The sequence below is a fragment of the Streptosporangium sp. NPDC002544 genome (genome assembly GCF_040295965.1).
In the GTDB taxonomy this organism is placed as follows: domain Bacteria; phylum Actinomycetota; class Actinomycetes; order Streptosporangiales; family Streptosporangiaceae; genus Streptosporangium.
This window is the reverse complement of the sequence record NZ_JBEOWJ010000008.1, coordinates 62,230-87,949: the sequence shown is the minus strand read 5'-3', so window position 1 is coordinate 87,949 and position 25,720 is coordinate 62,230. Positions and strand designations below refer to the sequence as shown.

Sequence of the window (25,720 nt, the reverse complement as noted above, 5' to 3'; positions counted from 1 at the left end):
TTTGAGTATATAAACCTGTGTATACCGATTGGAGGATCGCCGTGCCTGAAACCGTCCGGCTGCCGTTCGAGCAACCCGACCCGATGCGGCCCGCCCCGCTGCTGCGCCGGCTGCAGCACCGCGGGCCGATCCATGCGATACGGACCGCGGTCGGCGACCCGGCCTGGCTGGTGACCGGCTACGAGCAGGTACGCCGTCTGCTGGATGACGATCGGCTCGGCCGCGCCCACCGCGAGCCCGAGCGCGCCTCCCGCAGCGGGGAGTCGGCAATGTTCGGCGGCCCGCTGGGCGACTTCGACACCGAGCAGGCCGATCACCGGCGAATGCGCTCGCTGCTGCAGCCGCACTTCTCGCCCAGGCGGATGCGTGCGCTGCGCGGCCGCGTCGAGACCCTCACCAAGGCTCTGCTGGACGAGCTCGAAGCGGCCGGACCGCCTGCGGACCTGCATGCCGCGCTGGCGCTGCCGCTGCCGATCGCGGTCATCTGCGAGTTGCTCGGCGTGCCGTACGAAGACCGCGACCGGTTCCGGTCATGGACCCAGGCCGCGGCCGACATCACCGATCGGGCGCGCTCGGAACAGGGGCTGGCCGAGCTGTTCGGCTACGGCCAGCAGCTGGTGGCCCGCAAACGGGCCGAAGCCGACCCCGGCGCCGACGTGATCTCCCGGCTGGCCGCCACCGACGGCGTCAGTGACGACGAGGCCGCCGCGATGGGCATGTTCCTGCTGTTCGCCGGGCACGAGACCACGGTCGCCGCGATCGGCGAGGGAGCGCTGTGGCTGCTGGCCACCCCCGGCCAGTGGCAGGCCCTGGCCGACGCCCCGTCTCGGGTCGACGCCGCGGCGGAGGAGATCCTGCGCGCGCCCGGCCTGGGCAGCGGCGGCATCCCCCGCTACGCCCGCACCGACCTCAAGATCGCCGGGGTGCCGGTGCGCGCAGGCGATCTGGTGCTGCTGGACACCGGCGCGGCCAACCACGACAGCGCAGTGTTCATCGACCCGGACCGCTTCGACCTCGCCCGGCCCGCCACCCCGCATCTCAGCTTCGGTCACGGCTCCCGCTACTGCATCGGCGCGCCCCTCGCCCGCATCGAGCTCCAGGCGGTCTTCTCCCAGCTGGCCACCCGCTTCCCCACCCTGAAACTGGGCTGCGCGCCCGGAGAGCTGACCTTCAACGTCCGCACGCTGACCGGCGGGCTGGCCGCGCTGCCGGTCACCTGGTGACCGGCATGGCCGGGAAGACGGCGAACACGCCGCGGCGGCCGGTCTTCGGCCGGGTGTACCCGGCGATGGCCCGCGCCCTGGACCGAGCCGGGATGAGCGCGCGGCGGCGCGAGCTGCTGGCGGGCCTGTCGGGGCACGTTCTGGAGGTCGGCGCCGGGGACGGCGCCACCTTCGCCTGCTACCCGCCCGGTGTCGAGCGGGTGCTGGCCATCGAGCCGGAGCCCCGCCTGCGCGCCCTGGCCGCCGCCGCCGCGGCTGCCGCTCGCCGGGGCCGGCATGGACGCGGTGGTGTTCGCGCTGGTGCTGTGCTCAGTGCGCGAGCAGGCCACGGCGCTGGCTGAGGCCGTACGGGTGCTGAAGCCGGGCGGGCAGGTGCGTTTCCTGGAGCACGTGCGAGCCGACAGCGCAGGGCTGGTCCGCGCCCAGAAGCTACTGGACGTCGTCTGGCCCCATCTGGCGGGCGGCTGCCACGCCGGCCGCGACACCCTCACCGCGCTGCAGCGTGCCGGGCTCACCGTCACCTGGATGGAGCGCTTCCTGCTGCCGCAGGCGCGAACCCCGTTCTCCTTCTATGTGCTCGGCACCGCCATTCCCAGCAGCGGCGGCGTCACTCGAGCGGGCGGCGCTGGGTGACGCGCCACAGCCGGCGCGGCAGCTCGCCTTCGTCGAAAGCGTGCACGTGCGGGCCGTCCCAGCCTCGGGCAAGCGCGTCGACGAGGTCCCGGGAGAAGAAGTGCACCGCGAACCCGCCGTGCTCGAAGATGTCGTCACCGTGGGCGATCCCGCTGCCGTGGTGGGCATCACCGGTGTGGCGCACGGTGTAGACGAAGCTGCCGCCCGGCCGCAGCACCCGTCCCACCTCGGCGGCCAGGGCGTGGATCTGCGTCGTGGACAGCGCCATGCACAGCAGCATGTGCGCGTAGACGGCATCCACCGAAGCGTCGGCCAGCAGCAGCGGCTCGCGCACGTCGTGCACCAGGGTGCGCACCCGCCCGCCCAGCCCGGCCGCCTCGGCGGCCACGCGCAGCTGGGCCAGGCCCTGCTCGCTGAAGTCGGTCGCCTGGACCGTCAGGCCGCGTTCGGCGAAGTACAGCGCGTCGCGGCCGTGCCCGGCCCCGAGCTCCAGCACCTCGCTCGCCCCGCGGCCGGTGAACACCTCCGCGGCGTACAAAGCGGGCTCCGACGGGCGGGCACCGTACATGCCCGGATGCGCGGCGTAGGTGCGTTGCCAGTGCTCGTGCTGAGCCTGCCCCAGGTCCGCACCGTGATCGATCCGTTTCACACCATTACACTATTCCATGAAATTATGGAATTAGACGAATGGGGCGGGCCAGGTGGCGGGGTCGGGCAAGCACGAGCTGTTCGAGGCTTTCGCGGGCGTGGGCAAGGCGCTGGCCAGCGGCCGCCGCCTGGAGCTGATCGAGCTACTGGCCCAGGCCGAGCGCCCGGTCGAGGACCTGGCACGAGCCGCCGGGCTCGGTCTGACGAGCGTCTCCAACCATCTGCAGATACTCAAGGCCGCCGGGCTGGTGGCCACCCGCCGCCAAGGCACCCGCGTGTTCTACCGGCTGGCCGGAGACGATGTGGCCGAGCTGTGGGCGCTGCTACGCCGGGTCGGATCCGCCCATGCGGCCCAGGTCGAGCGCGCCGCCGCGGCCTACCTCGGCACCGGCGCAACGGGCACGTCCGGGGAGATGGAGGAGGTCACGCGCGAGCGACTACGGCAACGGCTGGCCAGCGGTGAGGTGGCGCTCATCGATGTGCGGCCCGGCCCTGAGTACGCCGCCGGGCACATCCCCGGCGCGATCTCGATCCCCCTGCAGGAGCTCGCCGACCGGCTGGCAGAGCTGCCCGACGGTCAGGAGATCGTGGCCTACTGCCGCGGCGCCTACTGCGTGCTCGCCTACCAGGCCGTCCACCTCCTGGCTGGATGCGGCCGCCGCGCCGTACGGCTGGCCGACGGCATGCTCGAATGGCGGCTGGCCGGCCTGCCGGTCGCCGCATGACCAGCACCAGCCAGCCATACGGCGCGGCGGGCGATCGCGCGGTCTCGCCGACGCCGGTGGTGCTGGACGGCGGCGACGCACGTTGCGTGCTGCTGCTCACCCGGCTGGCCCGCCTCATCACCGAGCTGAGACCGGGCAGCGTGGTGCACGTGATCGCCACCGACCCGGCCGCGCCGCTGGATCTGCCCGCCTGGTGCCACCTGACCGGCCACCTCCACCTCGGCCCGGTCCCCGACCGCGCGCGGCCCACCTACGCCTTGCAGGTCAGCGGCCAGGCCCGCGGCGTGGACCTGGGCGCGCCCTGGCGGCCCGGCAGCTGAGCACCAGGCCCTCGGTCAGTTCCAGGTGAGCCGCTCGGTCAGCAGCGCCTGCTGTGCGGGGTTGGCGGTCAGCTCCAGCGCCCGCTTGTCGCAGGCCCGCGCCTGCTCGGCCTCGCCCAGCTCGCGCAGCAGCTCGGCACGGGTGGCATGCCAGAGCGCGTAGGACGTCAGGTCGTGCTCCAGCGCGTCGACCTCGGGCAGCGCCGCCGCGGCGCCGTGCACGTGGCGTCGGGCGATCGCCCGCTGCAACCGGGTGATCGGCGACGGGGCCAGGTGCAGCAGCATGTCGTAGAGCACCAGAATCTGCGCCCAATCGGTGTCGGCGAATACGGTCGCCTCCGCGTGACAGGCGACGATCGCCGCCTGCACCTGGTAGGGCCCCGGCCGTCGATGCGCGAGGGCCGCCCGCGTCAGCAGCGCGGTCGCCTGCTCGATCGCGTGGTGGTCCCAGCGGGAGCGGTCCTGATCGGCCAGCAGCACCAGCCGGCCCTGCTCGTCGAAGCGGGCGGCGCCGCGGGCTCGATGCAGCCGGATCAGCGCCAGCAGCCCGGCCACTTCCGGCTCACCCGGTGCCAGACTCGCCAGCAGCGCGGCCAGCCATTCGGCGTCGTCTACCAGGTCGCGCGCCTGCGCCCGCTCGGAGGTGCTGGACAGGTAGCCCTCGTTGAACAGCAGATAGATGACCGACAGCACCGAGGCCAGTCGCTCCGGCAGTTCCTCGGCCGCAGGGACGCGGTAGGGGATGCCCGCCTGGCCGATCTTCTTCTTCGCCCGGGTGATGCGCTGGGCCACCGTGGCCTCCGGCACCACGAACGCCGCGGCGATCTGCCCGGTGGACAGCCCGCACACCACCCGCAACGTCAGCGCGATCCGCGCTGCCGGAGCCAGCGCCGGATGGCAACAGGTGAAGATCAACCGCAGCCGGTCGTCAGCCGCCTGCGGCTCCGGCCAGCGCAGCTGAGCCAGCTTGGCCCGGTAGTTCGACTCCCGCCGCAGCACATCCAGCCCTCGCCGCCGCGCCACCGTGTACAGCCACGCCTGCGGACGCTCCGGAATCCCCTCCATCGGCCAGCGACGCAACGCGGTCTCGACGGCATCCTGCACCAGGTCCTCGGCGGCGGAGAAGTCACCCAGCAACGAGATCAGGCTCGCCGCCAGCCGACCCGCGTGCTCGCGCACCACGCGCGCCAGCACCCGCCCGCTGTCACCACCCAGGTCCTCACCAGTACGGCCGGGCCGTTCACCGACAGGGCCGCCGGCGAGCTCGGCAGCGGGCGGGTCCGCAGAGCTGGTCATGAGGCGGGGCGGATCTCCACGATCGGGCACGCCGGCCACGAGCGGGCCAGCTTCAACGCCTCATCCAGATCGGCCACCTCGACCTCGGCGAACCCGCTCACCACCTCCTTGCCCTCCATGAACGGCCCGTCGGTGACCACCGGCTCGGCGCCGTCCAAGCGCATCGTGGTGGCCGTGTGCACCGGAGCCAGATGCACATGGTGCGTGATCACCTCGGCGTTGTCGGCGAACCACCGGCCCACCGCCTCATAGGCCTGACGCTGCTCCAGCTCCCCCATCGCCTCCAGCTGCTGGGCGAACTGCTCGGTCTCGATGAACATCAGCACGTACTTCACCTGGCTGAACCTCCTGCTCGACGATGATGTACCCGGTGCGGCTCAGCCGACCGGCAACGCGGCATACAGGTCGACGCCGCACCCGTCCGGGTCGGCCACCGTGGCATACCGCATTCCCCAGAACGCGTCGAACGGCTCGGCGATCCCGCGATAGCCGGCCTCGACGAACTCGGCGTACTTGGCATCCACCCCGGCCGGGTCCTCGAACTCGAAGCACAGCAGCGTGCGCGGCCCGCCCGACGGCTTGCTCCAGCCGGGCAGGAACGGGGTGCGGAAGCCCTCGGTGTCGAGCATCACGTGCAGCCCGTTCGGCAGGTCGCAGCCGGCGTGCTCGGGCGCGTGCTCATCGATCTTGAACTCCAGCCCGAGCCGAGCGTAGAAGGCCATCGAGGCCCGCAGATCGGACACCACGACATCGATGGCGTTGAGCGTCGGATTCATGACTCGTGCTCCCTGTGTTTTCCTGGTGGCCTGTGGACCAGGCCCTTCACCAGCACGACGATCGGCGCAGGCCCCGATACGACATCTCCCGGCGCCGATTTTCTCCATCGCCCCGAGCGGGCCGAGGAGATCCCGGCCGCCCTGGTCCCACAGCGGTCAGGCGCTCTGATCGACTCCCACGTCGGGGTCGAGATCGGGGCCGAGGTCGAGCCGTTTGCTCATGCCGAGCTCGAACTTGCCGTACAGGTTCACATGGGCCCAGAACAGGGCCGACAGGCCGCGCCGGTCGGCGTGGGTGAGTCTCTTTCGCCACTTCGGCTCGGCCAACACAATCTGCACCATCCTGGTGTTCAGGTAGACGATCGCGGCCTGGACCAGGTGAAGGGCGAGGGCGGAGACCTCGACGTGTTCGCGGTCATCGCCGGTCAGGTCGCCGGCCTTGCCGTAGAAGATGCCCTCGTTGGCCGAGTTCCAGTTCTCCACCACATTCAGGCCTTCGTGGATTTCGCGGCGCAGTTGTTCGTCGGCAAGGTAGTCGCAGATGAAGACGGTGCGGATCACGCGCCCGAGTTCTTCGATGGCGCGGTAGGTGGGGTGTTTGGGGCCGCCGCGGGTGAAGCGGCGCAGCATCTGGTGGGCCTCGGCGGTGCCCAGCCGCAGCACGGTCGCGTACTTGATCATCTGGTCGTACTGATTGGCGATCAGCTCCCAGTCGATGCTCTTGCCCGACAGCACCTCCTCCAGCCGTGACCAGCTCTCACCCTCGCTCAGGCCCGGCCGATACAGCCGCGCCGAGCCGATGTTCTTCAACCTCGGCAGTAGCTGGAAGTCCAACAGGTGCGAGAAGGCGAACCCGACGATCGAAGCTCCGCGCGTATCGGTGTTCTTCTTCAGCCCCTTGTTCAGCCGATCCAGCGCGCTCACGTGCCGCCTCTTGAGGTCGGCGATGAAGTCGGCCGGATCGCGGGGCATGGCCAGAGCCTGATAGTGCACGTCCCGGTTGTCCTCGAAGTCTGGCGGCAGGTCCTGGTCGGGATTGCGCCAGATGTTGGCGCCCTCCACCCAGATCTCCCGGCGCCGGATCGCCTTGCGCAACGCCACCAGCACGCACAACTCGTACGGGATGCGCTCGACCAGCCCAGTGTCGGGGTCGACGACCGCCTCGCGCCAGTCCTCGGGCACCACATGCTCCAGCGGCACCCCCTCGGCGGCGGCGTAGAACTCCTGATCCGTATCTTGGTAGCGCTCCAGCACCTCCAGCACGTCCAGGGCGTCCATCAGGCGGCTCGATCCGGTCCTCGCGGCAGCGCGTCAGCAGCGCACCGCGCAGCCGGTCCCGCGACATCTCCACCGGGCAGATGTTGGTGGCCAGCCAGTCGGCGAGCTTGTTCTCATCGCCCAGCGTCGGCTCCCGGAAGTCGTGGAACTCCCGAATCTGCGCCCGGTGATTCTTGATGGTCCGGCCCGACCAGTCGTAGGCGGCGAACGAGGCCGCCTCCACCTTGACCTGCCCGGCCATGAAGTCCACCGCAGCGCGGGGGATGTCCTCGCGCCGGGGAAAGCGAGCCTCCAGCTCGAAGAACTTCAGTAGCAGCGCGAAGCCGAGCCGCGTGGCCCCGGACTTGTTCGCCAGCAGGGCGAACTCCTCCTCATCCAGCGTCCAGCACTCGATCAGGTCCTCTAACGCCCACTCGCGCCGCATGCCCGCCCCCTGTTTCTCCCCGATCTCGCTGAAGGTCAGGAGAAAACATCATTTGTAACAGTTCAGCTACCGACTGGTATAGCGGAGCCGCGATCACGACGTAGCGGACTCGAGATGCAACCCTCCGTTATCTTCCGCAAGTTCCGAAGCTAGCCATCCGCCTACCAACTGCCCCGAACAGGCGATCACGCAGAGCTACTTTGCCCCTGGTGACGCGGACCCGAGTGGAGGGCCATTGTGGCGGGCCGCGGCACCCACGTGATCCGTGCGCCTTACAGGTCAGCCACGCGGTTCGGAAAGGAGTTCTTCGGGGATCACGTCGGGCACGCCGCGCAGACCGGCGAGCGAGACCGCGGCGAGGACCGCGATCAGCACCGCGGCGGCGAGCGAGGTCACCCCGACCGAGGTGACGAAGGCCCGCCTGGCCGCCTCGGCGACGACCTCCCCCAGCTCGGCCGGGAGCGCCGCGGCGGCCCTCAGAGCGGTGGGCAGCGACTCCGCCGTGGCGGCGGTCACCTCGCCCGGCACCCCCGCCGGGAGCCGGAGGTCGCCCCGGTAGACACCGGTCAGGATGCTGCCCAAGATCGCGATGCCCAACGCGCCGCCCAGTTCGAAGGAGGTCTCGGAGATCGCCGCCGCGGCACCGGCCCGCTCCCTGGGCACGCTCGCGAGCACCGTGTCGTTGGTGACCGCGAACGTCAGCCCGATGCCCACCCCGCAGACGATCATGGGAACGAGAAAGTAGAGGTAGGGGGTGTCGAGCCCGACCCGGCTGTAGCAGGCGAAGGCCGCGGCGGCCATCGCCAGGCCCAGCGCCACCACCCTGGCCCGGCCCCATCGGGTGATCAACCCGGCCGCCAGCACCCCGCCGACCGCCGCCGACAGGCCACCGGGCAGTCCCGCGAGACCGGCACGCAGCGGCGACCAGCCCAGGACCAGCTGGAAGTACCAGGCGAAGATCAGCGACAGCGCGGACATGCCGAAGATGGCGATGAGGTTGGCGCCGACCGACGCGGTGAAGGCCCGGCGCCGGAAGAGACGAACGTCGATCAGCGGCTCGGCCAGCCGAGTCTGCCGCCGGGCGAACATCACCAGCGCGGCGATCCCCACGACCGCCGCCACCGGTACTCCGGCATCCGTGAGACCGTACCCGGCCGCCTCCTTTACAGCGTAGATCAAAGAGGTGACGCCGACGAGGGAGAGCAACACACTCGCGGGATCCACCCGCCCCGCGGCGGGGTTGCGTGACTCCGGCAGCACGGCGAGGCCGACGACCACGATGAGCGCCATCACCGGCACGTTGATCAGGAAGACCGACCCCCACCAGAAGTGATCGAGTAGCAGACCGCCGACCACCGGCCCCAGGGCGAACCCCGCCGCGCCCATCCCGCTCCACAGACCGATCGCCGTGGTCCGCTGCCTCGGGTCGGTGAAGACGTTACGGATGATCGACAGAGTGGAGGGCATGATCGTGGCACCCGCCACGCCGAGCAGGACGCGGGCCGCGATGAGCAGTTCGGGGGTGGGCGCGTAGGCGGTCACCGCCGAGGCCACCCCGAAGGCCGTGGCGCCGATGAGGAGCAGCCTCCTGCGGCCGATCCGGTCGCCGAGGTTGCCCATCGTGATCAGCAGGCCGGCGAGCGCGAAACCGTACGCGTCGCCGATCCACAGGATCTGGGTGGCCGAGGGCCGCAGGTCCGCGACCAACTGGGGAAGGGCGAGGTGCAGGACTGTGACATCAACAGAGAGCAGCAGCGCCGCCAGGCAGGCGACGGCGAGGGTCGCCCGCCTGCGGCGGTCGGTGATCGGGAGGTGATCGGTCATGCCCGCCATCGTGATCGTCGGCGCTGACGGCCCGCGCACCTCGTGCTGACGGCCACTGACGGCCACTGACAACCGCGCGGTCGGAGTCACCCGGACATGGTCATGCCTCGAGCATCGAAAGCACCTCGCTCCGCGACATGCGGGTTCCCGCACGCCGCTCCTTCTCGTACCCGGCGCCGCCGATCCGGGCGCGGACGGCTGCCGTGACCCGGGCCGCGTCCGGGTGCGCCGCCGCGGCGCCGCTGAGAGCCGTGGCCGCCCCCAGCAGCCGGGCCGCTCCCCGGACGTCGTTCTCCAGCAGCATGACCTCCGCCAGGCCCTCGATCGCCGAACCCGCCACGAGCAGGTAGCGGTGTAGCGCCGGTTCCAGCGCCTCGCGGTACCAGGCCCTCGCCCCGGCCCCGTCTCCGCTCGACGTGGCGATCCGGCCCAGTTCGACGGTGATGCGCAACCGCGTCTCCTCGGCGGCGTACCACTCCTGCGGGCACAGCTCCAGTGCCTCGCGGGCGAGGGTGCGGGCCTCGTCCAGCTCGCCGCGGAGCCTGGCGACCTCGGCGAGCCCGTGCCGTACCTTGGCCATCACATCGGGCGTGCCCGCCCTGCGGGCGTACACGGCCGCGCGCAGGTACTCGGCGTGAGCGGTCGCGAGGTCGCCCTCACGCACGATTCCCAGGGCCCTGCGGCAGATGAGATCCGCGATGTCCTCGGCCGATCCGAGCTCCTCGGCCAGCCGGAGCGCCTCGTCGGCCAGCGCGCGCGACGCCGCCACGTCCTGCCGCAGGTCGGCGAGCTCGGCCAGGGTGAGGGCACTGCCCCACCGCTCCCCGATGGAGCCGAACAGCTCCAGCGCGTCCTCGAAGGAGCGCTCGGCGCCCCCGGCGTCGCCGTCGTACAGCTGCAAGTAGCCGCAGCCGAAGTGGGACAGAGCCCGGACCCACGGATCGGCGATGGCCGGGATCCGCGGCCGGTGGGAGCGGAGGTCCGCGACCGGGCCGGTGAACATCGCCTGCAGCATGGCCAGAAACGGCCACCGGTACGGCTGGTCGATCGCCGGGACGAGCGGTGCGGCCGCCTCCAGCAGGACCAGCAGCCGGGGCGACCGCGACTCGCCACCAAAGGCGACGAGCACGCAGATGGCGTACTCCTCCTCCAGTCCCTCCACCGGGGCCGGCCCGATCACACCGAGCAGGTCGGTGGCCAGGCTCGCGCCCTCCCAGCGGCGGCCCCGCATCCACCAGTACATGGCGAGCCCGGCCAGCAGGCGCAGCCCCTGCCCGGTCCTGCCGGTGTCGACGGCCCAGCGCAGCGCGGCGTGCAGGTCGTCGCGCTCCTCGTCCAGCCTTCGCAACCACTCCAACTGCCCGGCGCCGCGCAGCCGGCGGTCCGCCGTGGCCGCCAGATCCGTGTAGTACGAGGCATGCGCCTCGCGGCGCACCTCGGTCTCGCCGGTCTCGGCCAGCCGTTCCGCGCAATACGCGCGGATGGTCTCCAACATGCGGTAGCGCCCGCCCACCCGCTCGATGAGCGACTTCTCCGCCAGGGAGCTCAGCAGGTCGACGGCCTCGGCCTCCGGCAGCCCGCACACCCGCCCGACCGCCTCCAGCGTCGCGCCACCCACGAAGACGGTCAGCCGCCCGGCCAGCGACCGCTCGTCGTCGTCGAGCAGGTCCCAGCTCCAGGCGACCACGGCGCGCAGCGTCTGGTGCCGGGGCAGCGCGGTGCGACTGCCACGCGACAGCAGCCGGAACCGGTCGCCCAGCCGGGAGGCCACCTCGGTCACCGGCAGGGAGCGCAGGCGTGCCGCGGCCAACTCCAGAGCGAGGGGCAGGCCGTCCAGTGCCCGGCAGATGTCCAGCACCTGCTCGACGTTGGTGTCGTCGACACGGAAACCGGGGCACACGGCGGCCGCCCTGTCGGCGAGGAGTCGCACGGCCGGGTAGGCCGTGGCCTCCCCGGCAACTGTGCCGGCCCTCGGCACCGGCAGCGGCGCGACCGGGTGGATCACCTCCCCGGTGATGCCGAGCGCCTCCCTGCTGGTGGCCAGGACGCGCAGCGCCGGGCAGGCGGCGAGCAGGCGGTCGGCGAGCTCGGCGGCCTCCGCCACCAGGTGCTCGCAGTTGTCCAGGACGAGCAGCAGCGGACGGTCGGCCAGCACCGCGACCAGCCTGGCGAGGGGGGTGGGCCCCGGCCGGCCGGGGCCGGGGAACAGCCGGGCGTCGCGGACCCCCATCGCCCCGAGGACTGCCTGGGCCACCTCCCCGCCGTCGAAGACGGGGGCCAGCTCCACGAAGCACACCTCCCCCTGCTCCCCGGCGGCGACCTCACCGGCCAACCTGGTCTTGCCCGCGCCGCCGGGGCCGACCAGGGTGACCAGTCTCGCCTCACCGAGCAGCGCGCGGAGCTCGGACATCTCGCCTTCCCTGCCGACGAAGCTGGTCAGCGGGGCCCGCAGACCCGACCGGAGGGGTGGGGCATCGGCGGCGGGGGCACCGGTCAGTTCGGGATCGGCCCTGAGCACCGCCAGGTGCACGGCGGCCAGCTCCGCCGACGGGTCCACGCCGAACTCCTCACCGAGGATCCGTCTGGCCCTGTCGTAGGCCTCCAGCGCCTCGACCTGCCGGCCCGAGCCGTACAGGGCGCGCATCAGCTGCCCGTACAGCCGCTCTCTGAGGGGATGTGCGGCGGTCAGCTCCTGTAGCTCGGCCACCAGCTCACGATGGCGGCCCAGTTCCAGCTCGGCCTGCAGGCGATCCTCCACGCAGTCGAGCCGGAGCTCCTCCAGCCTGGCCGAGGGTGCCTGGGCGAACGGGAACTCCGCCACGTCGGCGAGCACGGGCCCGCGCCACAGCGAGAGCGCCTCGCCCAGCGGTTCGACCGCCCGCCCGTGGTCGCCGCAGGCCAGGAGACGCCGGCCTTCGGCGGCGAGCCGCTCGAAGCGGTGGGCGTCGACGGCATCGGCGCCGGCCACGAGCCGGTAGCCCGCCGGGTGGAACTCGATCACTTCCTGGGCACCGAGTGCCCTGCGCAGCCGCGAGACCTGCGACTGCAGGGCATTGGCGACGCCCGCGGGCGGATCGGCGCCGTACAGGCCGCCGATCAGCCGTTCGGTGGTCACGACCTTTCCCACGTCGAGCAGGAGCATCACGAGCAGCGCGCGCATCCGCGACCCGCCCACGACGACCGCGCGCCCATCATCGAGCCGGATCCGGGTGGGGCCGAGAACGTCGAACCGCATACCCCGATTATCACGACTTTCCCGCACCCGTACGGTGCCGCGCGCCCGGGGCATCACCGCGATGCTCGCCGACGAGCCCAACGTCCTCCGGCTGCGTGCCCGCATCGGGCTCCGTGTCTACGAACGGATCTCCGGCGCCACCGACACCGAGGCCACCCGGACGGTGGTCCCCGAGGGCTACCGCAAGCAGATGGTCGGTGACCTGGCACTCAAGCGGCTCGGCCGGCCCGAGGACCTGACGGGGATGTGCCTGTTCCTGCTGTCGGAGGAGGCGGGCTGGATCACCGGGCAGATCTTCAACGTGGACGACGGGCAGGTGATCCGGTCATGAGCGGCGCAACGTGGACGCAACCCCGATCGTGTGACCTTCGAATCAACGAGGGGGTTCTCCGTTGAGACTCGGATTCATCGGGCTGGGGCAGATGGGCGTGCCGATGGCCACGCACCTGGCCGGCCGGCCCGGCGGGCTGCTCGTGCACGACATCAGGGCCGAGGCGTGCGCGCAGGAGGCGGTCGAGCGGTGCGAGGAGCCGTTCGGGTGCTGGGCGGAGCTGGTGCTGCACGTCGGCCCCGCCGGGGCCGGCACCAGGGCGAAGCCGGCGCGCAACCTGCTGCACTTCGCGTCGTTCGCCGCGGCGGCGGAGGCGCAGCGGCCAGCCGAGTCATGCAGGATCTCACTGAAGGCGCCGGCGCGGGCCGTCAAGCACTCGGACGCGATCACCGGCGGCCCAGGGGCGATCATGTTGAGGAAGACGATGGGACCTGTAACGCCGGACGATCCCTGGTACGACATATTGCTACATGTTAGGACTCTGGGGGAGAAAGACCTTACCCTCGCACTGGAACTGGCACGGGCCAGAGGGGTGGAGACCCCCCTGGCCGCCCTCGCCCTGGAACAGCTGGCCGACGGACTCGGAGTGCCCCATGAGCGATCACACGGATGACACCACTCCTGACCGCCGGAAGCGCGGATTGGAGATCATGAAACAGGTCTACGGCTGGGATCACGTCGGGGACGGGCCGGGCGACTTCTTCGGGATGACCGTCGAGCACCTGTTCGCCGAGGTGTGGTCCAGGGAGGGGATCTCGACCCGCGACCGGCGGCTGCTGCTGGTCGGCTTGCTCGTCGGACAGGGCATGGACGACGTCGTCGGGCTCCAACTGGACGCGGCGCTACGGACCGGCGACCTCACCCCCGACGAGTTACGCGAGATCGTCATCTTCCTCACCCACTACGCCGGGTGGCCGCGAGGCGCCAAACTCAACAGCCAGGTGGAGGAGTTGATCGCCCGCGTCATGAAGTCTTAGCCCCGCGGAGTCCGGCGGGGTCACCGTCGTCGACCTCCTCTCGGCCCGTTTGGGGACCGAGATTCCCCGCGCCGCCGACGCGCCGTCTTAGGGAAGGCGCGCGGCGGGGCGAGGCGGGTCACAGCCTCTCGACATTGGGCCCGCGGCACCGGTTCCGGGTGTCGAGGACGAAGGCGCTCGCCCGCTGGACGAGCTCGTAGTCGAAGCGGTCGTGGTCGGTGAGGATCAGCACCACGTCCGCCGCCGCCAGTTCCCGCTCCGAGAAGGCGACGATCTCGACGCCTTCCGGCAGCAGGAAGCAGTCCACATGCGGGTCCGCGGCCCGTACGTCCGCGCCCAGCTTGCGCAGGCCCCTGACCACGTCTATCGCGGGCGACTCGCGGCAGTCTCCGGCGTTCTTCTTGTACGCGAGGCCGAGCGCGAGCACCCGGCTGCCGTTGACCGGCTTGCGCAGGCGATTCAGCGCGAGGCCGACCCGGTGCACGACGTGCTCCGGCATGTGGTCGTTGATGTCGTTGGCCAGCTCCACGAACCGGAAGTTGTGCCCCAGGCTGCGCTTGACCTTCCACGACAGGTACGACGGGTCGATCGGCAGGCAGTGACCGCCGACGCCGGGCCCGGGGGTGAAGCGCAGGTAGCCGAACGGCTTGGTCGAGGCGGCGTCGATGGCCTCCCAGACGTCGATGCCGAGCTGCTGCGCGAAGATCGAAAGCTCGTTCACCAGCGCGATGTTGACATGCCTGAAGGTGTTCTCCAGAAGCTTGCACAGCTCGGCCACCTGCAGCGAGGAGACCGGGACGACCTCCTGCACGATCCGCCCGTAGAACGTCCGGATCCTCCTCAGGGATGTCTCGTCGATCCCGGAGACGACCTTCGGCGTGTTCTCCAGACGCCACAGGGAATTGCCCGGGTCGATCCGTTCCGGGCTGTAGCCCAGGAAGAAGTCCTCCGGCGACTGCAGCCCCGAACCCTCCTCCAGCAGGGGCCGGAGATACTCCTCGGTGGTCCCGGGATACGTGGTGGACTCCAGGATCACCGTCGCGCCTCGCCGTACCAGCGGGGCGAGGGACCGGCCGGCCGAGCCGATGTGGCGGAGATCGGGAACACCTTCGCGCAGAGGCGTCGGCACCGTTATCACGCAGACGTCGAACGCCTCCGCGTCGGCGTAGTCGGCGCTGGCCCGGTAACGGCCGGAACGATGGGCGGCGGCCAGCAGGTCGTCGCCGACGTCCTCGACATAGGACTCGGCGGCGTTGAGCCGCTTGACCCGCCACTCGTCCAGATCGATCCCCACCACGTCGAACCCCGCGCCGACCGCGCGCATCGCCAGAGGCAGGCCGACGTAACCCTGGCCGACAACGACCAGCTTCTCTCCCATGTCAGGACCCCCGTCACTTCGAGATGAGATATGACCCCGACTGTAGGAGCCCGGAGTTCTCACAACATCGATTCGGCTGCGACCTGGGCGTGTCGTCTCCTGATCGAGTTTGGCGCGATGTGGGCGAGCGCGTTGAGACGACTGCCGATAACGTGACCGCATCATCCAGACGTCACAAACTAATCGAAATACGAATATATGCCGTTATATATCTATATCGTTGACACCTAGGTCACGCCTAATGAACGCGAACGGATTTCGAACCTGCCACTCAGCTCAAAGAAATGATCATCTACAGAGAACGGAAACTATTTTCACAATATAAAGCAAGGAGTATCCAGTAGTACGCACAAGTAAATTTTATTCTAATAACGTATTAAAATACGTCTTTTCTGATCTCCCAGAGACCCGCGTGCGTCCCCTCCGAGGCACAGTCGTCAGCGTATGACATGGCATCTTCCATCAGTATGACAACATTCAGGTGATATTTCTCGCCACTTACCTTTCGACATCTTGTGCGACAAATACGACAAACCAGACAGAATCAAGACGAATGTCGAAAGGTTAACATAACAAGTTCCAGATTACGGGCCAGACCAAACGCCTGGCACAGCACAAAGTCAGCGAGGAGTTGTGTCGCATGTCCAATCCCTATCGCGACGCGTTTGATCAAACAGCCGATACGGTTGCGTCGGAAGAAATGAAGCACGAAACGACTGCCCAACAGCTTCTGACGGATCCAGAAACGGTTAATCGCCGTGCGGAACCCGCACGGAAAACTACCGCGCCTACGATCAATGCCAGTTACTCTCAAGTTCTTCCGCGAAATTTCATTCGTTCCTGGCTGAGAGCGTCTCTCACCGCTGCCCTTGTGATGGGCGTGGTCGCCGGAATGCCAGGCAGCGCGAACGCGGCGCTGCCCGTGAGCATCGGCAGTGCCGCGCCTTTCGGAACGCTGGCCGGAACCGCCGTTGTCAACACGAACCTCACCTCAATCACCGGGGACCTCGGGGTGAGCCCGGGTTCCTCAGTGGTCGGCTTCCCTCCCGGCACCGTGTCGGGAACCGTACACGCGACCGACGCCACCGCGGCACAGGCCAAGGCCGACCTGGTCGCCGCCTACAACGACGTCGCCGGGCGGACGCCCGACGCCACCGTGTCCCCGCAGCTCGGCGGCACGACCAAGACCCCGGGCGTCTACAACTCCTCCAACGGAACCTTCGCGATAAGCGGCACGCTCACCCTCGACGCCCAGGGCGACCCGGACGCCGTCTTCATCTTCCAGGCGTCCACCCTGACCACGGCGAACGTCAGCAACATCGCCCTCCTTCGGGGCGCGCAGGCGAACAACCTCTTCTGGCAGGTCAGCGGCAACGCGACCCTGGGCACGTACTGCACCTTCCGCGGAAACGTCCTGGCGCAGAACTCGGTCACGGTAAACACCGGCGCGGCCGTCTTCGGCCGTGTCTTCGCCCTCAACGGCACGGTCAGCACCCAGGGCACCGCCAGCGTGCCGGCCACCCGCATCACCGTGCCGAACGACCCACCGACCACCACAACCCTGACCTCATCACCCAACCCCGCCGGGGTGGGGGAACCGATCACCTTCATCGCCACGGTGAAGGCGAACACCGGCCCGGTCATTCCCGCCGGTGAAGTGGTCTTCAAGGACGGCTCGACCATCATCGGCTCGAGTAACCACAGCAGCCTGGGCCCCGCCACGTTCACGACCTCAAACCTCTCCCCAGGAGATCACCAGATCACCGCCGTCTACCTGGGTGGGGACACCTTCGATCATGAGAACGTGATCCACTTCGCCCCGAGCACATCACCCAAACTGACCCAGTCTGTGTCAGAAAGTCTGTGGGATAACACGGCTACCCCGGCGGTCCAATCTCAACCCGACTCCCAGAACGTCGTGGTCGGCGTAAAATTCAGATCCGCTGTGGATGGAATCATCACCGGTATTCGATTCTACAAGGGCCCCCAGAACATCGGGACCCACATCGGAAGCCTGTGGACCAGCAACGGTGCTCTACTCGCCTCCGCGACCTTCACCAATGAGACCGCGTCCGGCTGGCAGCAAGTGAACTTCGCAACACCGATTCCGATCACCGCCAACACCACCTATGTCGCCTCCTACCGCACGTCCGGGTATTATTCAGTGACAAGGCCATACTTCACTTCGCAGTACACGAACGGCCCGCTCACCGCACTCGCAGACGGTGAAGAAGGCGGCAACGGCGTATTCAGCTACAGCACAGCGAACACTTTCCCGACAAACACCTACCAAGCCACTAATTACTGGGTCGATGTGGTGTTCAAGCCGTCAACCAGTCTGTGGGATAGCACGGCTACCCCGGCGGTCCAATCTCAATCTGACTCCCAGGACGCCGCGGTCGGCGTAAAATTCAGATCCGCTGTGGATGGAGTCATCACGGGCATTCGATTCTACAAAGGCCCCCAGAACATCGGGACCCATATCGGAAGCCTGTGGACCAGCAACGGCGCTCTGCTCACCTCCGCGACCTTCACCAATGAGACCGCGTCCGGCTGGCAGAAAGTGAACTTCGCAACACCGATTCCGATCACCGCCAACACCACCTATGTCGCCTCCTATTACACGACCGGACGTTATTCAGTGACAAGGCCATACTTCACTTCGCAGTACACGAACGGCCCGCTCACCGCACTCGCAGACGGCGAAGAAGGCGGCAACGGCGTATACAGCTACAGTCCGGTGAATACTTTCCCGACGATCACCTATAAATCCACTAACTACTGGGTCGATGTGATGTTCGAAAGCAACTAATACTACAGTCATAGATCATTATCATGCCGACTCGTTACTAAAGACGGATCCGCGCCCTACCGCGCTGAGGGCTTATTCAATCATTCGTGGGATTGCCCGTGGCGCCGACCGTAGTTTCTCGTGGATCGGCCCGAACGGGCCGATGCGACGACTGAGACCATCTCGGCCGCTGACCACGACCACACACCTACGGCGGCCGGTACGGCATCGGGGAGTGCTTCCCAGAGCCCAGCGCCCAGCGTCCGGCATGGACGCTGGGCGCTGGGCTCCGGCTTGATGGCGTCGCCGGCGGCATGACCGGCGAGGGAAGTCCGCCGAAGGACGGAGGACAGCCCCCGCGAAGGGGTCCCCTCGAACCTCCCGCGGGCCGTGGAAGCTGACATCCGGAGCGACCTCGGGAGAACCAGCCACACCACCGCAAAGAATAAAAGGGATAAAAGTCCGAAATCGGCCTGAGCACATAAGGGCAAAACTTGCTCAATGGTTTCCCAATGGAATGAGGGCGCAATGTGTGGCGACAGGTCGGTTCGTTGTTCACTGCGGCGGTGAGTCCAACCGAACTGAAGACGATTCCCTTCAATCGAACACATATCTCGGAAAATGAGCTCAATTACCTCACGGAGGCCGTACGCCAAGGATCCACCTCCGGAGACGGGCCGTTCACCCACCGGGCCGCCAGACTTCTCAGGGAGATGACCGGGTCAAACCATGCGCTGCTGACTACCTCTTGCACGCATGCGCTGGAGATGTCGGCGATCCTGCTGGATCTGAGGCCCGGCGACGAGGTGATCATGCCGTCGTTCACTTTCATGTCGGCGGCCAACGCCTACGCCCTACGCGGGGCTGTGCCCGTATTCGTCGACTGCAGGCCCGACACCCTGAACGTGGATGAACGCCTGATCGAGGCCGCGATCACCGATCGCACGCGGGCCATCGTGGTCGTTCACTACGCGGGTGTCGGCTGCGCAATGGAGATCATCGGCGAACTCACGGAACGGCACGGCCTGGCTCTCGTTGAGGACAACGCCCACGGACTGGGCGGGTTCTACCAGGGCCGGCCCCTGGGGTCGTTCGGATGCATGTCCACGCAGAGCTTCCACGAAACGAAGAACGTCCAGTGCGGAGAGGGCGGCGCGTTGCTCCTGAACGATGCCGGTCTCGTTGCGCGGGCCGAAATCATCCGAGAGAAGGGCACCGACCGCAGTCGGTTCTTCCGGGGTCAGGTGGACAAGTACCGGTGGATCGACATTGGCTCAAGCTACCTGCCATCCGATGTTCTCGCCGCACAGCTGACCTCCCAGCTGGAATCTTTCGAAAAGATTCAGTTCCGGCGTCACACCGCGTGGCACGGGTATCACAAGGAACTGGCGGACTGGGCGACGAAGAACGGGGTCTCTCAGCCGATGATCCCGGACGGCTGCGCGCATCCCGCACATCTGTACTATCTACTGCTCCCAGATCTGGAGAACCGCCAGGCGTTCATCAGCCATCTTTCGAGCAGAGGTGTGCAGGCGACATTCCATTACCAGCCGTTGCACACCGCCCCCGCGGGCGTGCGGTATGGGCGGGTGGCTTCGGGCGGATGCCCAGTAACGGAGGATGTCGCAGATCGCCTCGTACGACTTCCGCTCTTCGCCGACCTGGATGAGGCCGACATGACACACGTGATCGACGCCGTCCAGACCTACAGGGTGAGTTGATGATGTGTGACGTGATCGAGGCGCGAGCCGTACAGACCCAGAAATCACCGCCGGCGTCGGCTCCAGGTCAGCGGCTGCCTTCCGGGTATCGTCCGAACCTCCGCCGACAACGAGGATCCCCTCATGATGGGCGGACACGTCCGGTCGCGACGACCGACATGAGCCGGGTCACCAGCACCGAAAGAGTCCGTTCAGGCGGTAACACGGAATGACCATCGCCCCTGACATTAACAACCGATTAGTTTCCGGTAGTCGGTCACGATTCGTTTGATCCCGCCACCTGATCATCGTCCGGAGTGACTGCCATATGGTTGAAGTCGAAAACCAAATCGTCCGCGACAGGAATTCACATTTTTGGCGGCGAGCTCTGATCGCGGCGCTTGGGGGACAACGCATCACATATCTACTGGCCGGCGCCATGACGGCTGCAGTCTATTACGTTCTCCTTGGCCTGGGATTGCTTGTCGCCAAAGACGAGGTTCCTTATCTTTCCCTACTTGTGGTCAGCCACTTGATCACCTCGATCATCGTCTATCCCTGGTACAGGCTGGTGGTCTTCCGTGTTTCCAGGGAATCGTGGATTACGGGTTATCTGCGGTTCTACGTGGTCGGATTGAGCTTCCTGGCGGCATCTGTTATCGGTGTCCCGATTTTGGTTGAATTCGCTGGTATTCCGATTATGGTAGCGCAAGGTCTGATAATAATCGCGAGTCCACCGCTAGGCTATGCCATACATCGAACATGGACGTTTCCTGATCGCGGAAAAGTCTAGTCTTGGCAACATGTCACACGCTCTTCGACAAAAACGAAGGACGGCGACGAGCCGCTAATTGGAGCTACGCGTAAATTTGAGCGGACATACCGTGCTGCGGCCAAGCATTCTTCGTGGAAGGACTCAAGGACCATGAAGGCACTCGTTCTAGCGGGTGGCAAGGGAACGAGGCTGCGCCCGCTGACCCACACCTCGGCGAAGCAGCTGGTCCCCGTCGCCAACAAACCGGTGCTCTATTACGGACTCGAAGCGATACGGGACGCGGACATCAGCAGCGTCGGAATCATCGTCGGCGACACGGCTCGCGAGGTTCAGGAAGCGGTCGGGGACGGTTCGAAGTTCGGCCTCGACGTGACCTACATCCCCCAGGACGCTCCTCTTGGGCTTGCGCACTGTGTCCTGATCGCCCGAGAGTTCCTCGCCGATGAGCCATTCGTGATGTACCTGGGTGACAACTTCCTGGTAGGCGGCATCGCTGGCCTGGTAGATGCCTTCCGTGAAGCTGACAATGACGCCCAGATCCTGCTCACCAAAGTCGCCGAACCACAATTCTACGGAGTCGCCGAACTTGGGCCGGACGGCGAGATCATCGGGCTGGAAGAGAAGCCGGAGCACCCGCGTAGCGATCTCGCGATCGTGGGGGTCTACACGTTCTCTCCGGCCATTCATGAGGCCGTCCGGGCGATCACGCCTTCCGCCCGGGGCGAGCTAGAGATCACGGATGCGATCAAATGGCTCATTGACAACGGTGGTCGCGTCCGTTCGCACTTCGTCAGCGGCTACTGGAGGGATACCGGGCGTCTGCAGGACATGCTGGAGTGTAATCGCATCGTCTTGGAGGCAATCGAACCAGACATCCGGGGAACCGTTGACGGGTTCTCGGAGATAACGGGACGCGTTGTCATCGAGCCCGGGGCGGTGGTAGAGAACTCGGTGATCCGAGGGCCTGCGGTTGTCGGGGCCCACAGCAAGATCAACGGTTCGTACATCGGTCCCTACACCTCAATCGGCGAGGGCTGCGTGCTGGAGGACGCCGATGTGCAATACAGCATAGTTCTGGGAGAGTCCACCATCAGAGGCGTCTCAGGGCTCACGTACTCCCTGATCGGCCGAAACGTCGAGGTCAGCCGGGCCAGAGGAGTGCCCAACACGCATCAACTCATGGTCGGCGACCACAGCAAGATTCAGGTGCGGGCATGAAAATCCTTGTTCCAGGTGGCGCTGGATTCATCGGCTCCCACTATGTGCGATCACTGCTGTGTCGCACAGGTGCCGGACAGACTCGGACACGATCAGCGTTACTCCCTGGACAGCAGCAAGATCGAGGCGATCGGCTACGAACCCCGCATTGACTTCGATGCAGGACTCGACCAAGTCGTGCGGTGGTACCGCGATCACCAGGACTGGTGGCGTCGACTGAAGAAAACCGATCGGTGATCGCTGGAGTACCGCAGTTCACCGAACGCTCCAACAGCGGTTTCGGGGCACTGGTCATGCCTCCCAGGTTGTGGGGCGCCTTGGATTCGCAAGCACACATGATGAGATCGCAACTACTTTCCGCGCATGTATAGCTCCTAGAAGGGTGTATGTCATGGAGGCCACTCAGATTCGTCGCACGGTCGAGGTGGAAGACCGGCACTGGTGGTATCGCGAGCGACGTGCCATCCTCGCGCGTGAGCTCCGTCGAATCAGTACGCCCGGCAGAGCGCTCGACATCGGTGCGGCAGGGGGCGGCAATACCCGCGTGCTCATCGAGTACGGGTGGGACGCGTTGGCCGCGGACTACTCCGAAACCGCGGTAGAGCTTGCCCGCGAGCGTGGCCTGCAGGCAGTCCATGCCGACGCGCGGGATCTACCTCTGCCCGACATGCGATTCGACCTCGTCTTGGCATTCGACGTGCTGGAGCACATCGAGGAGGACCACAAAGCCGTCCGCGAGCTCGTACGTGTGCTCCAACCTGGCGGAACGGCGCTGATCACGGTCCCATGCGACATGGCTCTGTGGTCAGCACACGACGTGGCATCCTGCCATGTCCGTCGGTACACACGGGATGGCTTGAACTCCCTGCTGACCGGGGAAGGCCTGATCATCGACCGTATGTGGAGCTGGAACGTCTTGCTGAGACCGGTCGTCGCCTGGCGCAGGAGACGCATCTCCGGGTCCGACGTCACGGAAATGCCATATCTGGCCAACATGGGCCTTGGCGCCATCATCGCGGCTGAGAGGTACCTGCCGCTCAAGTCGCTCCCTGGAGTCTCCCTCATCGTGAGAGCACACCGCCCCCGATCGTCTGGAGAATGCGCACCCGCCTGAATCCGGGCAGAGCAAAGCCGGCACCGCCTGTTCAACCTGCTGATGCCGCATCAAGCCACGTTTGCCTCCTTGGCCATCCGGCGTGGACGAAAATCGGCAAGCATTCATGGGTGGCCGTGGGAACTCCCCTCCCTTCGGGGAGGGGAGGATGTCAAGGGCGCAGCACCGAATAGAGGATCTGGTCGTGCCAGCCGCCATCCCGCCATTGGGCACGGCGCAGGATCCCCTCGCGTTCGAACCCGATCTTCTCCAGAGCGCGTTGCTCGCCGTAGTTGGCGATGTCGGTGAAGGACTGGATGCGCTCGGCCCGCGTGTGGGCGAACAAGTAATCCACAAGCTGGCGCTGAGCCAGTGTTCCGATTCCCTTGCGGCGGAAGCCGGAGAAGACGCAGATGCCCATCGCCCAGCACCAGCACGTAGAGTCTGGTCCCCAGGCGGTCATCCACCACACCACCCATCCGGCTGCATCCTCGTCGACGTCGATGGTGAGTCGGCCGGAGTCAGCACCGAGGAATCCGTTCTCGGCGAACTCTTGGCGCAGCCCGTGAGAAGAGCGGTGTCCGTACCACTGGAGCTCGCCTCTGCGCTCCGGGGTAGCCCGTTCCGCCTCGAAGACGTCCAGATCTTCCTCTCGGACCGGCCTCAGTTTGACCTTCATGACCTTCCTTTCATACGGCCTGCGCAAGCCTCGTGGCAGAGCGGTTCCAGCGGCGCCGACGTGAGAAGTGGTCGGCCTGACGGATCGGTTCGGGCAGTCGCTAGACGGGCGCGAACCGCAGAACATCGTCGTAGAGGAGAGTCCACGAGCCTCTTTCGGAGTCGATCACGTGATATCGACATGACAGAATACGAGTCGAGATGCGTCAGCCGATGCTGACTCCACTGATATCCGGTAAGCATTCATCAGGTTCCGGAGCCGAAGACTGCTCGCGCGTGATGCAGCCCACTGTCAGCGTCATCCTCGGGTCAGATCCAGCGGGCCGGAACCAGGGAGTGCTTACCTTACGAATGCAGTACATGAATGACCGACTTCTCGATCTCGGTCGCCAGTTTTATCACGGCCTCTGCCATACCACGGAGACAGCAGTACGCCGCGGCCTTCCGGGTGAAGCAACATTCGACTCGCTCAGGATCGAATCGGCACTCATCGTAATGCACCCCCGAAATTAGTGATCTTTAGATGTTCGGCAGCGTTCGGCCCCGTGTTGAAGATGAGATCAAGGATGCTCACCCGGTGGTCGAACGGCGGATGGAGCTGTGGATATTCGGGGTAGCCTGAGTAGTCGAACCATCGAACCTCGATTTCCGCTCTCCGGAAGAGGCCTTCATCGAGGTAAGCCCGCGCAGCCGGACCAGTGACATATTGGCAGGCGCCCGCCTTCTGGCACAGATCGACGAGGCGCTCTGTCTTGGATCCTGTCGTTTCATAGTCGGTGGACCAGCGCAGATTGGCCTCAATACCAAGGATCAAACAGAGCCCATCGAGGAAGTGCTTGTTTATTTCAGACAGCCTGTCACTTCCACATCCGCGGTAAAGTCTTTCCAGGGCCGATGCGAACTCGTCAAAATAGGGAGCCCTCCGGTAGGCCTGCGTGAGGACTCGCCAGTGCACGACGCTCCAGTTCGGGTCGGTGATGGTCACTTCGTTGATCAGCCGACTCCGAGGACCGCGCTTGAGCGGAATCGAGAGCCACCTGAGACCCGTCGCCGTCTTTATACGGTTACGATTACGCCAATCCCTGTCAGTGTATTGCACTTCGTCGAGGAGGATGAACTCGTCAACGCCGGCGATTAGGTCAAAGTATCCCTTCCATGGAATATAGTTTGATTGAACTATCGCAACCCGTTTCATGCGCCCTACACTTTCGACTTGTTCGAACTTCGCATGAATCCCTCAGAGAAACCCCTAGGGACTATCGTTCGTGAATACCGGCTCCCGGATGGATGACAGTTTCCCTGCTCACATCAGGAGTCACCGACAGGCTTGGAGCATGACTTTCAGACCGTTCGCGAATGATGTACGTTGGGCGCCCCATGCGTTCCATATGAATCCTGCCGAGATATTCTCCGATGACTCCAAGGGCAACCATCTGGGCAGAGGCGAAGAGCGAAATCATGGAGGCCGTCGACGTGAATCCTTTAACCGTGGTATCTCCACACCAGTACTTCCAAAGAAAGACCGCGAGAAGGATGGTTCCGATAGCGCCCGCCAACAATCCGAAATAGGTGACCAAGCGAAGCGGAATAGTGCTGTACGCAACCAGTACATCGACCGCGTGGCGAACGAGCATCGGAACAGTGTAATTGGAGTTCCCAACGGATCGGTGTTCCATATTCACCCGGACGGTCCCGACTCGCGTGGTCGCCCATGAAAATGCGATATCGATTTGGGTGTACGGCCCTGTGACTCCGTCCAATGATTCGCGCAGAAAACTACGGAAGGCACGAAACGCGCAAATATCTTGACTGTTTTCCCCGCCGAACCGCCCAGAGAGTCCAATTTTGAGCGACTTCGAGGCTAGATCACGTACAAATCCGTGTGTCCCAGTGTGTGGGACTGCATAAACGATGTCGAGCTCAGGCCGGAGACCTGCCAGGAGTTTGGGAATCTCTTCTGGTGGATGCTGGAGATCATCGTCCATGGTCACCACGATGTCGTAGCGAGCGCAGCGGATGCCGGCGACAAGAGCGTTGTGCTGTCCGTAGTTTCGGGCCAGCAGCAGCGCACGGACTGTTTCATGCCGATCGGCAAGCTCTTGAGCGACTTCCCACGTGTTGTCTGGTGAACCGTCGACGACAAGTACGACCTCAAACAGGGAGGCGACGGTCGGCAGAACGACAAGGAGGCGATCCACCAATGTCGGAAGTGTCTGCACTGATCGGTAACATGGGATCACGACGGATACGCAGGTCATAGCGTCAGTCTTACGAATGCCGAGCCGTCCTACCGGGACCGCAGGTTCGAATTTGCACTATATTGGCGAAGCCAAGGATAAATCCGAGTTCTTCTAGGTCGCCAAGAATCTGATCCACGTAGTCCTCGCACCGTCGCCG

The 25,720-nt window shown here is 66.2% G+C and carries 24 protein-coding genes and 1 pseudogene; 13 read left to right on the top strand and 12 right to left on the bottom strand.

Going from position 1 to position 25,720, the window contains the following annotated elements; translation table 11 throughout:
- Positions 1-41 precede the first annotated feature (41 nt).
- From ABT061_RS14080 to ABT061_RS14070, 3 genes are read left to right on the top strand one after another with little or no spacing between them, the layout of a single operon-like run.
- Complete coding sequence (locus tag ABT061_RS14080) at positions 42-1,223, top strand: cytochrome P450 (RefSeq protein ID WP_350916319.1); 1,182 nt, start codon at positions 42-44, stop codon at positions 1,221-1,223.
- Between the two features lie 5 nt (positions 1,224-1,228).
- On the top strand, positions 1,229-1,564 hold the full coding sequence (locus tag ABT061_RS14075) for a hypothetical protein (protein ID WP_350916316.1): 336 nt from the start codon (positions 1,229-1,231) through the stop codon (positions 1,562-1,564).
- Positions 1,500-1,856 (top strand): methyltransferase domain-containing protein, encoded by a 357-nt coding sequence (locus ABT061_RS14070; protein ID WP_350916314.1) that lies wholly within the window; start codon positions 1,500-1,502, stop codon positions 1,854-1,856. Before ABT061_RS14075 ends, ABT061_RS14070 begins: the two co-directional genes overlap by 65 nt.
- Here ABT061_RS14070 and ABT061_RS14065 read toward each other — a convergent pair.
- Positions 1,831-2,505 carry a class I SAM-dependent methyltransferase gene (locus ABT061_RS14065; RefSeq protein WP_350916311.1) on the bottom strand — a complete coding sequence of 225 codons (675 nt, stop codon included), beginning with the start codon at positions 2,503-2,505 and terminating at the stop codon, positions 1,831-1,833. The two genes, ABT061_RS14070 and ABT061_RS14065, sit on opposite strands and share 26 nt — an antisense overlap.
- Before the next feature lie 52 nt (positions 2,506-2,557).
- Here ABT061_RS14065 and ABT061_RS14060 point away from each other — a divergent pair, with 52 nt between their 5' ends.
- Complete coding sequence (locus tag ABT061_RS14060) at positions 2,558-3,229, top strand: ArsR/SmtB family transcription factor (RefSeq protein WP_350916308.1); 672 nt, start codon at positions 2,558-2,560, stop codon at positions 3,227-3,229.
- Positions 3,226-3,549, top strand: a complete 324-nt coding sequence (locus ABT061_RS14055; RefSeq protein WP_350916305.1) for a sulfurtransferase TusA family protein — start codon at positions 3,226-3,228, stop codon at positions 3,547-3,549. The genes ABT061_RS14060 and ABT061_RS14055 overlap by 4 nt, the downstream gene beginning before the upstream one ends.
- A gap of 15 nt (positions 3,550-3,564) precedes the next feature.
- On the opposite strand, the gene ABT061_RS14050 is transcribed toward ABT061_RS14055, so the two are convergent.
- The 7 genes and pseudogenes from ABT061_RS14050 to ABT061_RS14020 form a co-directional block, all read right to left on the bottom strand.
- Positions 3,565-4,845, bottom strand: coding sequence for an RNA polymerase sigma factor (locus ABT061_RS14050; RefSeq protein ID WP_350916302.1), 1,281 nt, complete (start codon positions 4,843-4,845; stop codon positions 3,565-3,567).
- On the bottom strand, positions 4,842-5,180 hold the full coding sequence (locus tag ABT061_RS14045; RefSeq protein WP_350916299.1) for a YciI family protein: 339 nt from the start codon (positions 5,178-5,180) through the stop codon (positions 4,842-4,844). Before ABT061_RS14045 ends, ABT061_RS14050 begins: the two co-directional genes overlap by 4 nt.
- Before the next feature lie 42 nt (positions 5,181-5,222).
- Positions 5,223-5,621, bottom strand: a complete 399-nt coding sequence (locus tag ABT061_RS14040) for a VOC family protein (RefSeq protein WP_350916296.1) — start codon at positions 5,619-5,621, stop codon at positions 5,223-5,225.
- A gap of 156 nt (positions 5,622-5,777) precedes the next feature.
- On the bottom strand, positions 5,778-6,899 hold the full coding sequence (locus ABT061_RS14035; RefSeq protein ID WP_350916293.1) for a Tn3 family transposase: 1,122 nt from the start codon (positions 6,897-6,899) through the stop codon (positions 5,778-5,780).
- Positions 6,900-6,912: 13 nt separating this feature from the next.
- Positions 6,913-7,323, bottom strand: a pseudogene (locus tag ABT061_RS14030) (DUF4158 domain-containing protein); the annotation flags it as partial.
- A 279-nt stretch (positions 7,324-7,602) separates the two neighbouring features.
- Entirely contained in the window at positions 7,603-9,147 is a 1,545-nt protein-coding gene (locus ABT061_RS14025; RefSeq protein ID WP_350916290.1) for a DHA2 family efflux MFS transporter permease subunit, read from the bottom strand.
- A 100-nt stretch (positions 9,148-9,247) separates the two neighbouring features.
- A complete protein-coding gene (locus ABT061_RS14020; RefSeq protein ID WP_350916287.1) occupies positions 9,248-12,382 on the bottom strand; it encodes an AfsR/SARP family transcriptional regulator in 3,135 nt (1,044 codons plus the stop codon).
- 34 nt (positions 12,383-12,416) lie between these two features.
- Between ABT061_RS14020 and ABT061_RS14015 the strand changes: the two genes are divergently transcribed.
- The 3 genes from ABT061_RS14015 (at position 12,417) to ABT061_RS14005 (ending at position 13,690) form a co-directional block, all read left to right on the top strand.
- Positions 12,417-12,713 (top strand): SDR family oxidoreductase, encoded by a 297-nt coding sequence (locus tag ABT061_RS14015; RefSeq protein ID WP_350916285.1) that lies wholly within the window; start codon positions 12,417-12,419, stop codon positions 12,711-12,713.
- A 61-nt stretch (positions 12,714-12,774) separates the two neighbouring features.
- Positions 12,775-13,326 (top strand): NAD(P)-binding domain-containing protein, encoded by a 552-nt coding sequence (locus ABT061_RS14010; RefSeq protein ID WP_350916282.1) that lies wholly within the window; start codon positions 12,775-12,777, stop codon positions 13,324-13,326.
- Entirely contained in the window at positions 13,307-13,690 is a 384-nt protein-coding gene (locus ABT061_RS14005) for a carboxymuconolactone decarboxylase family protein (protein ID WP_350916279.1), read from the top strand. Before ABT061_RS14010 ends, ABT061_RS14005 begins: the two co-directional genes overlap by 20 nt.
- 118 nt (positions 13,691-13,808) lie before the next feature.
- Here the strand turns inward: ABT061_RS14005 and ABT061_RS14000 are convergent, their stop codons facing one another.
- Positions 13,809-15,068 (bottom strand): nucleotide sugar dehydrogenase, encoded by a 1,260-nt coding sequence (locus ABT061_RS14000; protein WP_350916276.1) that lies wholly within the window; start codon positions 15,066-15,068, stop codon positions 13,809-13,811.
- A 640-nt stretch (positions 15,069-15,708) separates the two neighbouring features.
- Between ABT061_RS14000 and ABT061_RS13995 the strand changes: the two genes are divergently transcribed.
- The 5 genes from ABT061_RS13995 to ABT061_RS13975 all read left to right on the top strand — a co-directional run bounded on the left by ABT061_RS13995 (position 15,709) and on the right by ABT061_RS13975 (position 22,666).
- Complete coding sequence (locus ABT061_RS13995) at positions 15,709-17,880, top strand: DUF4082 domain-containing protein (RefSeq protein ID WP_350916273.1); 2,172 nt, start codon at positions 15,709-15,711, stop codon at positions 17,878-17,880.
- Positions 17,881-18,425: 545 nt separating this feature from the next.
- A complete protein-coding gene (rffA, locus tag ABT061_RS13990) occupies positions 18,426-19,580 on the top strand; it encodes a dTDP-4-amino-4,6-dideoxygalactose transaminase (protein ID WP_350916270.1) in 1,155 nt (384 codons plus the stop codon).
- 307 nt (positions 19,581-19,887) lie between these two features.
- Complete coding sequence (locus ABT061_RS13985) at positions 19,888-20,352, top strand: GtrA family protein (protein WP_350916267.1); 465 nt, start codon at positions 19,888-19,890, stop codon at positions 20,350-20,352.
- 132 nt (positions 20,353-20,484) lie between these two features.
- Complete coding sequence (locus ABT061_RS13980; RefSeq protein WP_350916264.1) at positions 20,485-21,552, top strand: glucose-1-phosphate thymidylyltransferase; 1,068 nt, start codon at positions 20,485-20,487, stop codon at positions 21,550-21,552.
- A 391-nt stretch (positions 21,553-21,943) separates the two neighbouring features.
- The gene (locus ABT061_RS13975) at positions 21,944-22,666 is read left to right on the top strand and encodes a class I SAM-dependent methyltransferase (RefSeq protein ID WP_350916261.1); all 723 of its coding nucleotides are present in this window, start codon (positions 21,944-21,946) and stop codon (positions 22,664-22,666) included.
- Between the two features lie 151 nt (positions 22,667-22,817).
- On the opposite strand, the gene ABT061_RS13970 is transcribed toward ABT061_RS13975, so the two are convergent.
- From ABT061_RS13970 to ABT061_RS13960, 3 genes are all read right to left on the bottom strand, one after another.
- The gene (locus tag ABT061_RS13970) at positions 22,818-23,324 is read right to left on the bottom strand and encodes a GNAT family N-acetyltransferase (RefSeq protein WP_350916258.1); all 507 of its coding nucleotides are present in this window, start codon (positions 23,322-23,324) and stop codon (positions 22,818-22,820) included.
- A gap of 486 nt (positions 23,325-23,810) precedes the next feature.
- Positions 23,811-24,518, bottom strand: a complete 708-nt coding sequence (locus tag ABT061_RS13965) for a WbqC family protein (RefSeq protein ID WP_350916255.1) — start codon at positions 24,516-24,518, stop codon at positions 23,811-23,813.
- A 61-nt stretch (positions 24,519-24,579) separates the two neighbouring features.
- A complete protein-coding gene (locus tag ABT061_RS13960; protein ID WP_350916252.1) occupies positions 24,580-25,581 on the bottom strand; it encodes a glycosyltransferase family 2 protein in 1,002 nt (333 codons plus the stop codon).
- Between the last annotated feature and the right edge of the window lie 139 nt (positions 25,582-25,720).